A 13,893-nucleotide genomic window follows, 5' to 3' on the forward strand; every position below is an offset into this window, starting at 1 on the left:
GCCCGGACGGTGCTCAACGGTGGCGCTTGCGCGCCAAGCTCTCTAAAGGGCGGGCGTCGCCCTAAAGACCGGAGAAGCTTGACGCATGCAGGATGACTTCCGCCGCGAGGCGCTCGACTACCATCGCTACCCCACACCGGGTAAGCTGTCGGTCGAGCCGACCAAGCGCATGGCGACGCAGCGCGATCTCGCCTTGGCTTATTCGCCGGGCGTTGCCGCCGCCTGCGAGGCGATCGCCGCGGATCCCGATGCTGCTCTCGACTATACCGCTCGAGGCAACCTCGTCGCGGTCATCTCCAACGGAACGGCCGTGCTGGGCCTGGGCAACATCGGCGCGCTCGCGGGCAAGCCGGTTATGGAAGGCAAGGCCGTCCTGTTCAAGAAGTTCGCCGGTGTCGACGTCTTCGACATCGAAGTGGACACCACCGACCCGGACAAGTTCGTCGAGGCGGTCGCCCTGCTCGAGCCGACGTTCGGCGGCATCAACCTGGAAGACATCAAGGCGCCCGAGTGCTTCGCCATCGAGCAGCGCCTGCGGGAGCGGATGAACATCCCGGTTTTCCACGACGACCAGCACGGCACCGCCATCGTCGTCGCGGCGGGCGTCACCAACGCGTTGCTGCTGCAGGGCAAGTCGCTGAAGGACGCGCGGCTGGTCACCTCCGGAGCGGGCGCGGCGGCGCTGGCCTGTGTCGACTTGCTCGTCTCCATGGGCCTGCCGATCGAGAACGTAACGCTGACCGACAAGGATGGCGTCATCCATGCGGGGCGCGAGGGCATGCTGCCCAACATGGCGCGCTATGCCCGCGTCACCGACGCGCGCACCCTGCCCGACGTACTGGGTGGCGCCGACTTGTTCCTGGGCCTTTCCGCGCCGCGCGTGCTCAAGCCGGAATGGCTGGCCTCTATGGCCGAGCGACCGGTGATCTTTGCCCTCGCCAACCCTGAGCCGGAGATCCTGCCCGAGCTCGCCAAGGCGACCCGTCCCGACGCGATCATCGCCACCGGCCGCTCGGACTACCCCAACCAGGTCAACAACGTCCTGTGCTTCCCCTATATCTTCCGCGGCGCGCTGGATGCCGGCGCGGCCGAGATCAACGAGGCGATGAAATTGGCCGCGGCAGAGGCGATCGCCGCCCTCGCCCGCATTCCGCCAGATGAGTCGGTGGCGGAGGCTTATGCCGGTCAGTCGCTGAGCTTCGGGCCCGACTACATCATCCCGACACCTTTCGATCCGCGCCTAATCCTTCAGATCGCCCCGGCCGTGGCCGAAGCCGCCGCGCGCACCGGCGTGGCCAAGCGACCGATCGCCGACATCGCCGCCTATGCCCGCACGCTGGAGCGCCAATCGTGGCGTTCGGGCAGCCTGATGCTCCCGGTCTTCGCCGCTGCACGTGGGACCGAACGGCGGGTCGCTTATGCCGAGGGAGAGGACGAGCGCGTGCTGCGCGCGATCCAGACCGTGCTCGACGAGCGCCTGGGCCGTCCGGTCATCATCGCCCGCCGCCGCATCGTCGAGCGCCGGATCGAAGCGCTGGGCCTGCGCTGGCGGCTGGATCAGGATGTCGAACTTGTCGACCCCGAGCAGCCCGACGGCGTGCTGTCGGGGCTGGTTCCGGCCTACCAGGCCAAGGTCGCGCGCCTCGGCATGGCGCTTGAGGAGTCGCGGCGGCTGCTGTTCCGCCGTCCTTCGGTCGTAGCCGCGATGCTGCTTAATTCCGGCCACGTCGATGCCGCGCTGGTGGGCGGCAATTCGGAGTGGTGGGGCCAGGTCAAGCTGATCCTGCCGCTCATCGCCCGCCGTGCGGACGTGAAGCGCGTGCATGCCATGACCGCGCTGATCCTCAGCGAAGGCGCGCTCTTCCTCACCGACACCCACATGGTGCCCGATCCCTCTGCCGAGGAAGTCGCGCGCATGACGATGCTCTCAGCCGAGGCGATCCGCCGTTTCGGCATCGAGCCGCAGGCCGCGCTGGTGTCGCACTCCAACTTCGGATCGTCGCGATCGCCCAGCGCGCGCAAGATGCGCGATGCGTTGAAGCTGCTGCAGACGGTGGCGCCCAGCTTGATCGTCGATGGCGAGATGCACGCAGACGCGGCTCTATCGCAGGCGCTGCGGGCCAAGCTGGTGCCGAACTCGCCGCTTACCGGGTCGGCCAACCTGCTGGTCATGCCGAGCCTTGATGCGGCGAACATCACCCTAACGGCGCTTCAGGCGGCGGCCGGCGCGCAGATCGTGGGACCGATGCTGCTCGGGCTGGAACAGCCGCTCCATGTCCTCAGCCAGAGCGTGACCGCGCGCGGGATCGTCAACCTCACCGCGATCGCCTCGGCAGAACTACGCCAGCAGTCGCGCGGCGAGGCAAGCTGATGGCTTAGTTCGGCGCCATGCGGGCGTGGAACAGTTGGCCGCTCTCAATGATGAGAATGATCGCGAGCACGGCCACGCCGATGCACAAGTAGCCGATCGCCAGCGGCAGCGTCGTCCCGGCGTAGGACTGGCCGATCGCGGATCCCACCAGCACCGCGCCGATGCTGGTGATGAAGCCCTGCACCGATGAGGCAGTCCCGGCGATGTGGCCGACCGGCTCCATCGCCATGGAGCCGAAGTTGGCGCCGCACAGGCCGATGCAAGTCATGCTGAGCGCCTGCAGGATGATGTAGGTCACCAGCGTCTCCGCGCCCGCGTAGATCACCACCAGATGGACGAGCGACAGCGTGATGAGGCCGAGCACCGCCGTCTGCGAGATCACCCGTGTTCCCAGCCGTTCGACCAACTGGCTGTTCGCGAACGACGCCACGCCCATCGCTCCGGCGCAGATCGCGAACAGCACGGTAAAGCGCTCGCCGGCACCGAACTCGTCGACGAAGATTTGCTGCGCCGAGGACACGAACGCGACGATGCCCCCGAACGTCAGCGACGCCGCGATCGCGTAGCCGATGGAGAAGCGATTGCTGAGCGTCAGCGCGTAGCTGCGCCGCAAGTTCTCGATCGAGATCGGCACCCGGCGCTCCACCGCCAGCGTCTCAGGCACGCGCAGCAGCGTCCAGGCGAGCACGAAGGCCGCGAAACCACCGAGTGCGTAGAAGATGAAGCGCCACGGTCCGAACTCGAGCAGCACCTGACCCAGGCTGGGCGCGAGGATGGGCACGAGGAAGAAGATCATCTGCGCCACCGACATCGTCCGCGCCATCTGCCGACCGGACGTGCCGTCGCGCACGATCGCCACGGAGAGGACGCGGGTCGAGGCGGACATCAGGCCCTGCAGCAGCCGTGCTCCCAGCAGCGCGGGAAACGTCGCGGAGCTTGCGGCAAAGACGCTCGCCGCGACGAAGCCGAGCAGCGTGCCGATCAGGATGGGGCGCCGGCCGAAACGATCGGCGAGCGGCCCGTAGACCAGCTGCCCGGCTCCGAACCCGACCATATAGACGGTGACCACCCACTGGCGGTGGTTGGCGGCGATCACCGATAGCTCACGCCCGATATCCGCCAGCGCCGGCAGCATCAGGTCCACGCCCAATGCGTTCACCGCCATCAGCGCGGCGATGAAGATGATGAACTCCCGCGGGGCCATGCCTGCGGGTGCGTATTGCGGCTTCATCTTGATCCTAACGAAAGCAGGTGGCTTTTAGGCCCAAAGCGTAAAACCTCACGAGAAGCCAACGACGGCGTGGGGAACATAGGCCGCTTCAAGCTGGTCGATCTCGGCATCGCTGAGCGCGATAGCCAGCGCGGCTACGGCATCGTCCAAATGGCCCGCCTTCGACGCGCCGACGATCGGTGCCGACACGACATCCTTGGCCAAGACCCAGGCGAGCGCAACCTGCGCGCGCGGCACTCCTCGCTGTGCGGCGACCGCCGCGACGGCTTCGACCACCTTGCGGTCGGCTTGCGCCGTCTGCTCGTAGAGCGTCTTGCCGAACACGTCGGTCTGCGACCGCTCCGTCGCCTCGTCCCAGTCGCGGGTCAGGCGTCCGCGCGCGAGCGGGCTCCACGGGATGACGCCGATGCCTTCCGCCTCGCACAGCGGCAGCATCTCTCGCTCCTCCTCGCGGTAGAGCAGGTTCAGGTAGTTCTGCATGGTCGCGAAGCGAGTCCAGCCGTTCGCCTCGGCCACGTGCAGCATCGTCGCGAACTGCCAGGCATACATCGATGACGCACCGATGTAGCGCGCCTTGCCCGCCTTCACGACATCGTGCAGCGCTTCCAGCGTTTCCTCGATCGGCGTGTCGTAGTCGAAGCGGTGGATCTGGTAGAGATCGACGTAGTCGGTGCCGAGCCGCGTCAGGCTGGCGTCGATCTCCTGCATGATCGCCTTGCGGCTAAGGCCTGCGCCGTTCGGGCCTGGCCGCATCCGGCCGTTGACCTTGGTGGCAATCACGACCTCCTCGCGGCGGGTGAACTCCTTCAGTGCCCGGCCGACGATCTCCTCCGAACTGCCGTCGGAGTAGACGTTCGCGGTGTCGAAGAAGTTGATCCCTGCCTCGACCGCCTGACGCAGCAGCGGCCTGCTACGCTCTTCGTCCAAGGTCCATTCGTGATTGCCGCGCTGCGGATCGCCATAAGTCATGCAGCCCAGGCACAGGCGCGACACATCGAGGCCCGTCGTGCCGAGTTTCACGTATTCCATGATCGTTCCCTTGCAAGGTTGGCGTCAACGCGTGAGTTTCCCTGGCGGTTCCGCTGGAGACGCCTGCGCTCCGTAGTGTCACGGTGGCGCAGTGTCTCGCCCTGTGCCCAGATGATGGCACCGGCGCGCAATCGCAAGGTTGGCATGGCGAGCGCGGGCGCGCTAACCAGCAGGTGCGTTCGGGAGAAGTGCGTATGAAGCGGTGGGCGTTAGCAGGAACAGCGGCGCTGATGGCGGCGGCAGCCTGGCCCGGAACGGCGGGCGCGAGCGGCGACTATGGCTGCACGCCGCGCTGGTCGCTGGCCGTCTCCTTCTACGAATGCGCCGGCACTGCACTGATCGGCCCGCGCAACGACACGCGAGTGAACCTAGCGCTGCTGCTGCGGGACAAGTCTGCAGCGCGGGGTGCGCAGTCCTATCCCAAATGGGACTGGGGCAATGCCGAGTTCGGCCACGTCTTCGTCAGCTGGGACGTGCTGCAATCGGCCTACTGGCCCAAGCCGGAGAGCACGACCTCGGTCGACAGCGACGAGCCGAGCTACGCCGGCTCACGGTGCCAGACATTGGCAAGCGGCACGCTGGCGTTCCGCGCTGCCCTGGCGCGAGGCAAGGGCCTGACTGCGCCGGAGCGGCAAGCGCTCACCGCTGCGCGCGACTTGGTCAAACCGGCATGCGACGGCAACAAGACGGCACCCGCCTGGCCCGCGCTGGAGGGCAAGGCGGCGCAAGCCTGGCTCAGCTACCTGAAGGGCGCCTGGGCGTTCTACGCCGACGATTTCCCAGCCGCGCGCACCCAGTTCACCGAGGTCGCGCGGGCCAAGGAGCCGTGGATAGCACAGACCGCGCGGTACATGATCGCGCGCAACGATCTGGCCGCAGCGCAAGCTGGCGCGATCGACGAGTGGGGCGGCTTCGCGGGCGTCGACAAGGTCGATCGCGCTTCTGCGGAGCATGCGCGGGGTGCCTTGCAGGACTACTTGTCCGGCTATCCACGCGGCCTCTACGCCGCGTCCGCCAGCGGGCTGACGCGCCGCGCGACCTGGCTGCTGGGCGAGCGGCCTGCCTTGGCGCGTACGTATTCGGGACTGCTGGCGGACCCTTCCCGCTCCCCCGAAATGCTGGAGGAGGTCGAAAGCAAGCTCCTCTTCGGCATCGGGATGGGGAACGACGTCGATGCTCCGCTGCTGATGGCGACCTGGGACCTGCTGCGCATGCGCCAGGCCGATCCCGACTTCCCGGACACCGAAGCGCCGGCGCTGCTGACGCAAGCGGAACTGTCGTCGCAGGCGCCCGTGTTTGCGCGTCAGCCGGAGCTCTACGGCTTCCTTCAGGCGAGCCTCGCCTACCATGGTGCCAAGGATTACCGCCGTGTCCTGAGCCTGATACCGGAGATTGCGCCCAAGGACCTGGGCGCGCTTGCCTTCAGCCGGCAATTGCTCCGCGGCATGGCGCTCGAAGCGTCGGGCGACGCGGATGCCGAGCGTTTCTTGCAGCAGTTGGCGCTTGGCGCACGCGACCTTTACCAGCAACCCGCGGCTCAGCTTGGCCTGGCGATGCACTGGGAGCGCGGCGGGAACCTCGCCAAGGTCTTCGCCGCGGGCAGTCCCGTCACCGAGCCCGAGATCCGGACCATCCTGCTCGCCCACGTCGCCCCGCCTGCACTGCTGCGCCGACAAGCCGGCACGGCCAGCGCCGAAGGCGGCGTCGCCCTCTTCACCCTGCTCACGAAAGACTTGTCCCGGGGGCACTACCGCGAGTTCGGCTCCGACCTCGCGCAAGTTCCGGCTTCGGCACCAACGTTGGGCACTGTGGGCGAGGGCTGGTCGAGCGGGTGGATGGACAGTGATGCCGACAATCACCCGCCCCTCGGCCTGTTCCGCCAAGGCAAGTGGCAGGAGGAGTACCCCTGCCCTGCCCTTCAAGCGTCGGCCGCAACGCTCGCGTCCAATCCGCGCGACATCCATGCTCAGCTGTGCCTGGCCGAGTTCTGGCGCCTGAATGGCTTCGACGATTACCTCGCCGCCAAGCGCCCGCCGGCAGATCAGCTCGGCGGGTCGCCCGATCTCTTCCCCGGAAGGCCCGCTCCCCGCTCCGTGCTCTACGCGTCGGTGCTGGCGGACCGGTCGGCGGGTGCGGCGGATAAGGCCTATGCGCTCTACCGTTCGGTCCAGTGCTATGCGCCGAGCCAAAACAATGCCTGTGGCGGCGAGGACGTGCCAGTTTCCCATCGCAAGGCATGGTTCCAGCAGCTCAAGCGCGACTATCCGGCAAGCCCATGGGCGATCGATCTCAAGTACTACTGGTAAGCCGCCGCAGCCTGCTGTTCGGCACCGCGGCCAGCCTGCTCGTTTGTGGATGCGAAGGCGGCGAGGCGCCAGCGAAGGTCGATGCGCGCGCGTATCAGGCGTTCTTCCTCTGGCCCGGCGTTCGCGCACCCGCCTGGCTGAAGCAGGCACGCGAGGTATACCTGCTCGCGGGCGAGGTACGTCATGGGGCAGACAGCACCTTCGTGCCCTTGCGTGCGACGCCGAAGGTGCCGGGCCCGGCTTTGTGGTTCGTGATCCGCGTGGAGCGCCTGGATTGGAACGAAGCGATCCATCGCGACGTGCTGCATGCCCTGTCGCTCTGGGAGGCGGCGGGAAACCGCATCTCCGGCCTGCAGATCGACTTCGATGCGGCGACACGCGGGCTATCGGACTATGGCCGCTTCCTGGCGGACCTACGCCGTCGCCTGCCCCGCCGCTTCAAGCTGTCGATCACGGGTTTGATGGACTGGAGCGCGGGTGGCGATCCGCAGGCGCTGCGCCAGTTGGCCGGCATCGTCGACGAGATCGTGGTGCAGACCTATCAGGGCCGCCACACCATTCCAGGCTACGAAGCATACCTGGGCCGATTGGCGCGCCTCGGCATGCCGTACCGGATCGGCCTTGTCGAAGGCGGGAGCTGGGACCCGCCACCGCGACTGGCTGAGGATCCCAACTTCCGCGGCTACGTCGTCTTCCTGCTCAAGGACCAGCCGCGTCATGCAAGTCCAGCCGTTCGCACAAACGGACCTGCCGTGTCCTGAAGCGAAGTCCACCTGCCGCGCCTGTGCGTTACCCATCTGTCAGCAGGAACCGAGACCATGCCACCAACAGAAAAGATCACCGACGGCGCGAACGAACGCGCGATCGACGAACCGCTCGCCAGCACCGCCCCCGGCATCCCCGACGATGCTCTCGCGCCTGGCGAGGAGCTGCTCCAGCCACCCAGCGATGAGGAAGTGGATCGTATCGCCAGGAAGCTCGGAGCGCCGGTCCCCAAGTCGAATGGCTGAGCCGCGCCCGATGACCAGGGGTGGGTGATCGGCCGGGTCGGTGCTAGGGGGCTCCCCCGCAGCAACCGCGATCAGGCAGAGGCATGGCCCGCAAACACCCCAAGCACGGCCCCTATCCCGAAGAGATGCAGGAGGACGATGACGCTCCTGCACCCGTTACGCCGTGCTGGCTTTGTGGCCGGCCGCTGGGCAAGACCGTGGTCTGGCACCATCCGGTGCCCAAGAGCCGTGGTGGCCGCGATGTCGTCGCGATGCACCCGATCTGCCAGCAGACCCTGATCGCCAACTTCACCAACTCCGAACTGCAGCGCCACGGCATGGACGTGGACGCACTGTTGGCGCATCCCAACGTGCGCAAGTTCGTCGACTGGGTCGCGAAGAAGGATCCGGACTTCACCGCCACCACTGCCAAGAAGCAGCGCTGACCCGGGGACGCGGCGGCCCGAGTTGCACATCGTGTCGGCAATCCCATCTTGCAGCCATGCATGATGACCTTATCCAGCTCGGCCTCATCGAGGACGAGGACATCGATCTCGACGATGCCGCGATCACGCTGGCACTGCTCGATCACCCAGAAGACGAAGACGATGCCTGCCTCTACGTCCTGGCAGACCTGGCCGAACGGCTGGACGATCTCGCCAGCGACGTCACCGAAGCGCCCAAGCAGGCGGCGCTGCTGGCGCAAGTGCTCGGACGGGAGTTTGGGTTCACCGGCGATGTGGACACTTACGACGATCCGGCGAATGCGGACCTCGTCCGTGTCATCGAGCGCCGCCGCGGACTGCCGGTAAGCCTCTCGATCCTTTACGTCGCCGCTGCCAGGCAGCTCGGCTGGATGGCGAACGTGCTCGACCTGCCTGGGCACGTGCTCGTCCTCATCGGCGATGAGACCGACCCGGTGATCATCGACCCCTTCAATGGGGGGCGCAGGGTCGAGCCGGAACAGCTCGCCGCTTTCGTGCAGGACATGAACCAGGGGCGCGAGGCCGCTGTGACGCATGTCTCGACGATGACGAACCGCGCGGTGCTCGTGCGCCTGCTGCAGAACCAGGCGACGCGCGCTGAAGCGGGCGGCCAGGGCCGGCGCGCGCTGACCCTGTACCAGCGCATGACCATCATGGCGCCGGGCTATGCCCATGCCTGGTGGGAGCGCGCGCGCCTGGAACTGGCGGACGAGGACGTTGCCGCTGCACGCAGCAGCCTGACCGCGATGCTGGAGATCACCCGCGAGCCCGACTTGCGTGAGCGCATCTCGACCCTGCTGTCATCCTTGGTGGCGCACTGAGGAATGTCCCTGAGGACATCGCCGCAGAAAGTCGCCCAGGGCGATTGAAACCGCGCGCTCCCGTCCCACGTTGTAAGTCTGAGCGCAGCCTCTAGGCCGCGCAAACACAAGGACTTAGACGATGGCTTCCCTGAAAAGGCGCCTGGTCGCGGTAGGCGCCGCACTGGGCCTGAGCGTTTCGCTTGCAGGATGCATGGGTGACTACGGCTACGGCGGTGTCGGCTATGCGTCGGACTACGGTTACGACGGCTATGGCTACGATGGCTATGGCCCCGCCTATGCCTATGGTTACGGCGGTGGCTATGGTGGCTACGGCGGCTGGTACAACGACTTCTACTACCCCGGCTATGGCGTCTACGTGTTCGATCGGGGTGGTCGTCGCACCCGCTGGAACGACGGTCAGCGCCGCTACTGGCAGACGCAGCATGGGCGCGGTCAGCGCTGGGGCGACGGCCGTGGTCCCCAGGGCAGCTATCGTCCCGGCTTGCCCAACGGCGGGCGTGGCGATGGCCCGCGCGGCGGCTGGCGCGGCGATCGCCAAGGTGGCGTTGCGCAAGGTGGCGTCGCAAATGGTGCCGTAGGGCAGCAGCGGCCCGATCGCGGCGGTTGGCAAGGCCAGTCGGGCATGACCCGTCCGGACCGGCCGGCGCCTTCGGCCGGTCAGTGGAGCGGTCGCGGCTCGTCCATCGGCACGCCGGGAGCTTCTGGCGGACGTTCCGGATGGGGCGGCCGTGGCTTTGGTGGCGGACAGGGCTTCGGTGGTGGACGCGGCGGCGGCGGACACCGCCAGCACTGACACACTTTGCCGCATCATCTCGAACTTGTGTGGCGGTGCGGCGTTTGTCCTCAAGCGCCGTTACGCAACTGGGATGAGCGACATGAACCTGAACGAACTCCTGCCCGCCGGTGGCATCGATGCGCTGGCATCTCAGCTCGGCATACCTCACGATCAAGCCCAGCGAGGCGCCGAAGCGCTGCTGCCATCAGTGCTGACAGGCCTGGGACAGCAAGCAGCCGGCGCCGGCGGCGACGTTCCGCACGTCGATGCGCTTGGCGGCAGCGCCCTGGCCGACAACGTGGTCGGGCCGGGACCGACCGACATCGCCAAGGGCAACCAGCTGCTCGGCGGCATCTTCGGCTCCAAGGACACCAGCCGGCAAGTCGCCACCCAGGCATCGCAGCAAAGCGGCATCGATCCGGCCTTGCTCAAGCAGATGCTGCCGATCCTCGTCATGCTGGTCGCCGGGCACCTGGCGAAACGATCGGGCGGTCAGCCCGGAGGCCTAGGTGGCGTGCTGACGTCGGTGCTTGGCTCGCTCGCCGGCGGTGGCGCCGGAGCGGCATCGGGCAGCGGAGGCCTTGGAGGGCTCGGTGGTGGCTTGGGCGGCGGCCTCGGCGATATCCTCGGCTCGGTGCTGGGTGGCGCGCGGCACTGAGGCGCAAACGGCTCCCCAGCACCGCCGAGTAGGTAGCGGTCGTCGCTCATGCAAAGCAACGGAACGACCGACACACGGATGAACACCGCCGACGCCTTTGGACGCTGGCTGCGCGCATTTGCCGCGGGGCTGGAGCAGGATGTCGATCAGCTGAAAGATTTGCTGACCGACCCTGTCGCTCCCGCCAACGTGCAGATCCTGCCTTACGCCGGATACCGGAACGACCGTGAGCTGCGCGTTTCCGGCCGCGTGGTCGAGTACCGCCCGCCGCTCGCACCAGCGGACGACGTGCTCGACAAGCTGCTGGCGATGTGGGCGATCTACAACAGCCGCGAGGTCGGCGGGATCACCGTCAGATGCGAAGCGCATGGGATCGACGCCACCTGCATCAGCGATGAGGAGGGCTACTTCCAGTTCACGTTAAGCGTGGATCGTCCGCTGCCCGGGAGGACTACTTGGGAGAACGTGAAGCTCTCCGCACCGGGTCACGACGCTCAAGGCGAACTCACCGTGCCCATTCTGGCGCCAGGTAGCGACGATCGCTGGGCCATCATCTCCGACATCGACGACACCATCATGGAGACAGGCGCGACCAACTTCGCGGCCAATTGGCGCCGGATCGTGCTGGAACAGCCCGGCGATCGATTGGCCGTGCCCGGCTCGGCAGACTTGTACCGGACGATCGCGCGCGACCACGCCTCGCCGACGCGGCCGTTCTTCTACGTCTCGTCGAGTCCCTGGAACCTGTACGGGTTCCTTACGCAGTTCATGGAGCTGAACCGGATCCCGCACGGCCCGATGTTCCTGAAGGATTTGGGCATCGATGCGGGCAAGTTCATCGACGCCGGGCACAAGACGCACAAGCTCGAGGCGATCCGATCGATCCTCCGGTTCTATCCGCAGCACCGCTTCCTGCTGATGGGCGACAACGGTCAGCAGGATGTCGAGATTTACACCGAGGTTGTGAGGGAGTTCCCGCAGCGGATCGGCGCCGTCTTCATCCGTGACGTGACCGGGGAGTGCGCAGCCGGCGCCAACGCTACCCACCTGGCAGAGATGGCATCGCTGGGCGTTCAGACACACTGCGCCGCCAGCTTCGCCGATGGCGTCTCGATCCTGCGCTCGCTGCGCATCGACAACCCTGTCGAGGCAACGCGGGCCTCAGGCGAAGGCGCCGCAGCCTAGCGCCGCACCAGACCCTTGGGCTGCACTACGCCCAGGTCTAGGTGCGAGACGATGCCCGGCGCCGCATCGCACACCGCCGGCACCGCGGTGCAGCCGACCAGTCCGGTCCAAGGCAGGCCGAGGAACGGGTGGCGCCCGTCGTCGTCCTGCATCGCCATCAGGTGGCATTCCAGCGGCGGCTCGCCCTTGATGCGCACGCGGTACTTGGCCTCGCCCTCTTCCCACACCGGCTCGATGTCCTCGCCCAGCTGCCAATAGAAGTGGTAGACGATCAGCGGCGCCCCTTCGCACCAGGCGGTCCATTCGTAGTGCTGACCGCCGACGGTGCCCGCCTTCACCTCGCCGAACTGGTGCGTGATGTCCTTCTTGGCGGTCGCCACCTCGAACTTGACGGTGACGTTCTCGATCTCCTTGCCGAGCCCGTGCGCGATCATCTCCATGCTGGAGTAGAAGTGCTTGTAGGTCTCGGGCGAGCGGCGCGGATTGGCGAGGAGCTCCTGCGGGTCGGCGCCGAAGCCCATGATTTCGGTATAGATCATCGGGTTGCGCACTTTGTCGATGATCTCGGATACTTCCACGCAGTCGACCCGGCTCATCAGCCGCGCCAGGGTCAAAGGCAGGATGTCGCCCGAGAAGCCGGGATGGATGCCGCAGCCGTGGAACGAAGTACCACCTTGCGCGCAGGCCGCCTCCACACGCGCGGTTTCTTCCGTCAGCCACTTGTTGGGCAGGAACGGTCCGGCGGGCGAGACGACGTTCTTGCCCGAGGCGAGCAGCGCGCAGACCTGCTCCAGTGGCGGTGTCATCATGCTGGGGGAGAAGAGTACGCAGTCCGCCTCCATGGCAAGGATCGCGTCGATGTCGCTGGTTGCCTTGACCCCGGTGGTGGCGGGCAGCCCGACCAGCTCGCCCGCGTCCTTGCCGACCTTGTCGGGATTGGTGACGTAGACGCCGACCAGCTCGGTCACCGGGTTCTCGATGAAGTACTTCAACGCCGCCGAGCCGACGGTGCCGGTGGCCCACTGGATGACGCGGTAGGTCTTATCAGCCATTGTTCGGCTCCTCTCAGTTCAGGCCGCGGCTCTGGCCGCCGTCGACGCGATAGTTGGCGCCGGTGATGAAGCCCGAGCGCGGGCTGGCGAGCATGCAGGCGACCATCGCCAGCTCCTCGGGCTTGCCGACGCGGCCGACCGGCGGGATGTCGAACACCTTGGCCTCGCCGAATTTCTCGCAGATCTCCTCGAAGCTGGCGTCGGGATTGCCGAACTTCTCGCGCCCGAAACGCAGCAGCCCGTCGACCATGATGATGCCGGGCGTCAGGATGTTGGCGGTGACACCGACGTTGCGTAGGGAGCCCGCGAGGCTGACGGTGTAATTGTTCAGCGCCGCCTTCGCCGCCGAATAGTCCGCGCCGACGTTGTTGGGCTGCATCGCGACCGCGCTTGAGACGTTGACGATGCGGCCAAAGCGCGACTCGACCATGTCCGGAATGCACAACTGGCACAGCTGCACTGCGCCCAGCGTGTTAGCGCGATAGTTGGAGAGGAAGTCGGCCGCATCGATCTCGTGCGGCTTCTTCGCCGAGTTGCCTTCCGAGTTGCCGCCGGCGTTGTTGATCAGGATCTCGACGTTGCCACCGAGCGCCGCGACGGCCTGGCCATGGACCGCCTCGGCCGTGCCATCCTCCGCCAGTTCGCCGATCGCGACACCTGCAGCTCCGATCGCCTTCGCCACTGCCTCGGCCCGCTCGCGATTGCGGCCGTGGACCACGACGTGCGCACCTTCCTGCGCCAGCATGTGCACGATCGCTTCGCCGATGCCGCTGCTGCTGCCGGTGACCAGCGCGCGGCGGCCCTTCAGATCCAGATCCATGCTTCTTGCTCTCCCAACTTGGCCCGCGAGAGACCATGATGCGGCGCGAGACGCTACTCCCAAATGGGGATCATAGGCCAGCAGGCTTGGGCGTCAGAACCGCACTCCCATAACCGGTCCAAAGAGTAGTGGACTCGCTCACGGCACAAGTGCTAGTCCTCACAGCAG

General features: G+C 66.8%; 13 protein-coding genes. 9 read left to right on the forward strand and 4 right to left on the reverse strand.

Annotation, left to right across the window (positions count from 1 at the left end):
• Positions 1-85: 85 nt before the first annotated feature.
• A complete protein-coding gene (locus GV044_RS02650) occupies positions 86-2,371 on the forward strand; it encodes an NADP-dependent malic enzyme (RefSeq protein ID WP_159865078.1) in 2,286 nt (761 codons plus the stop codon).
• Between the two features lie 4 nt (positions 2,372-2,375).
• On the opposite strand, the gene GV044_RS02655 is transcribed toward GV044_RS02650, so the two are convergent.
• Positions 2,376-3,602 carry a multidrug effflux MFS transporter gene (locus tag GV044_RS02655; protein WP_371741554.1) on the reverse strand — a complete coding sequence of 409 codons (1,227 nt, stop codon included), beginning with the start codon at positions 3,600-3,602 and terminating at the stop codon, positions 2,376-2,378.
• A 48-nt stretch (positions 3,603-3,650) separates the two neighbouring features.
• Complete coding sequence (locus GV044_RS02660; protein WP_159865081.1) at positions 3,651-4,631, reverse strand: aldo/keto reductase; 981 nt, start codon at positions 4,629-4,631, stop codon at positions 3,651-3,653.
• 230 nt (positions 4,632-4,861) lie between these two features.
• On the opposite strand from GV044_RS02660, the gene GV044_RS02665 reads away from it, so the two are divergent.
• From GV044_RS02665 to GV044_RS02700, 8 genes are all read left to right on the forward strand, one after another.
• Positions 4,862-6,937: a hypothetical protein gene (locus GV044_RS02665; protein ID WP_159865084.1), complete on the forward strand. Its 2,076-nt coding sequence runs from the start codon at positions 4,862-4,864 to the stop codon at positions 6,935-6,937.
• The gene (locus tag GV044_RS02670; RefSeq protein WP_159865087.1) at positions 6,907-7,698 is read left to right on the forward strand and encodes a DUF3142 domain-containing protein; all 792 of its coding nucleotides are present in this window, start codon (positions 6,907-6,909) and stop codon (positions 7,696-7,698) included. Before GV044_RS02665 ends, GV044_RS02670 begins: the two co-directional genes overlap by 31 nt.
• Before the next feature lie 57 nt (positions 7,699-7,755).
• Positions 7,756-7,947, forward strand: coding sequence for a hypothetical protein (locus GV044_RS02675; protein WP_159865090.1), 192 nt, complete (start codon positions 7,756-7,758; stop codon positions 7,945-7,947).
• An 83-nt stretch (positions 7,948-8,030) separates the two neighbouring features.
• Complete coding sequence (locus tag GV044_RS02680; RefSeq protein ID WP_159865093.1) at positions 8,031-8,372, forward strand: hypothetical protein; 342 nt, start codon at positions 8,031-8,033, stop codon at positions 8,370-8,372.
• Between the two features lie 56 nt (positions 8,373-8,428).
• A complete protein-coding gene (locus GV044_RS02685; RefSeq protein ID WP_159865096.1) occupies positions 8,429-9,232 on the forward strand; it encodes a SirB1 family protein in 804 nt (267 codons plus the stop codon).
• A gap of 121 nt (positions 9,233-9,353) precedes the next feature.
• The gene (locus tag GV044_RS02690; protein WP_159865099.1) at positions 9,354-10,028 is read left to right on the forward strand and encodes a hypothetical protein; all 675 of its coding nucleotides are present in this window, start codon (positions 9,354-9,356) and stop codon (positions 10,026-10,028) included.
• Positions 9,973-10,668, forward strand: coding sequence for a DUF937 domain-containing protein (locus GV044_RS02695; RefSeq protein ID WP_236554638.1), 696 nt, complete (start codon positions 9,973-9,975; stop codon positions 10,666-10,668). The genes GV044_RS02690 and GV044_RS02695 overlap by 56 nt, the downstream gene beginning before the upstream one ends.
• A 78-nt stretch (positions 10,669-10,746) precedes the next feature.
• Positions 10,747-11,853, forward strand: a complete 1,107-nt coding sequence (locus tag GV044_RS02700; RefSeq protein WP_159865102.1) for an App1 family protein — start codon at positions 10,747-10,749, stop codon at positions 11,851-11,853.
• Here the strand turns inward: GV044_RS02700 and GV044_RS02705 are convergent.
• The gene (locus tag GV044_RS02705) at positions 11,850-12,905 is read right to left on the reverse strand and encodes a hypothetical protein (RefSeq protein ID WP_159865105.1); all 1,056 of its coding nucleotides are present in this window, start codon (positions 12,903-12,905) and stop codon (positions 11,850-11,852) included. The genes GV044_RS02700 and GV044_RS02705 overlap by 4 nt on opposite strands.
• 13 nt (positions 12,906-12,918) lie before the next feature.
• Positions 12,919-13,725, reverse strand: a complete 807-nt coding sequence (locus tag GV044_RS02710; RefSeq protein ID WP_159865108.1) for an SDR family NAD(P)-dependent oxidoreductase — start codon at positions 13,723-13,725, stop codon at positions 12,919-12,921.
• Positions 13,726-13,893: the final 168 nt, after the last annotated feature.

The sequence above is a fragment of the Novosphingobium sp. 9U genome (genome assembly GCF_902506425.1).
GTDB lineage: Bacteria > Pseudomonadota > Alphaproteobacteria > Sphingomonadales > Sphingomonadaceae > Novosphingobium.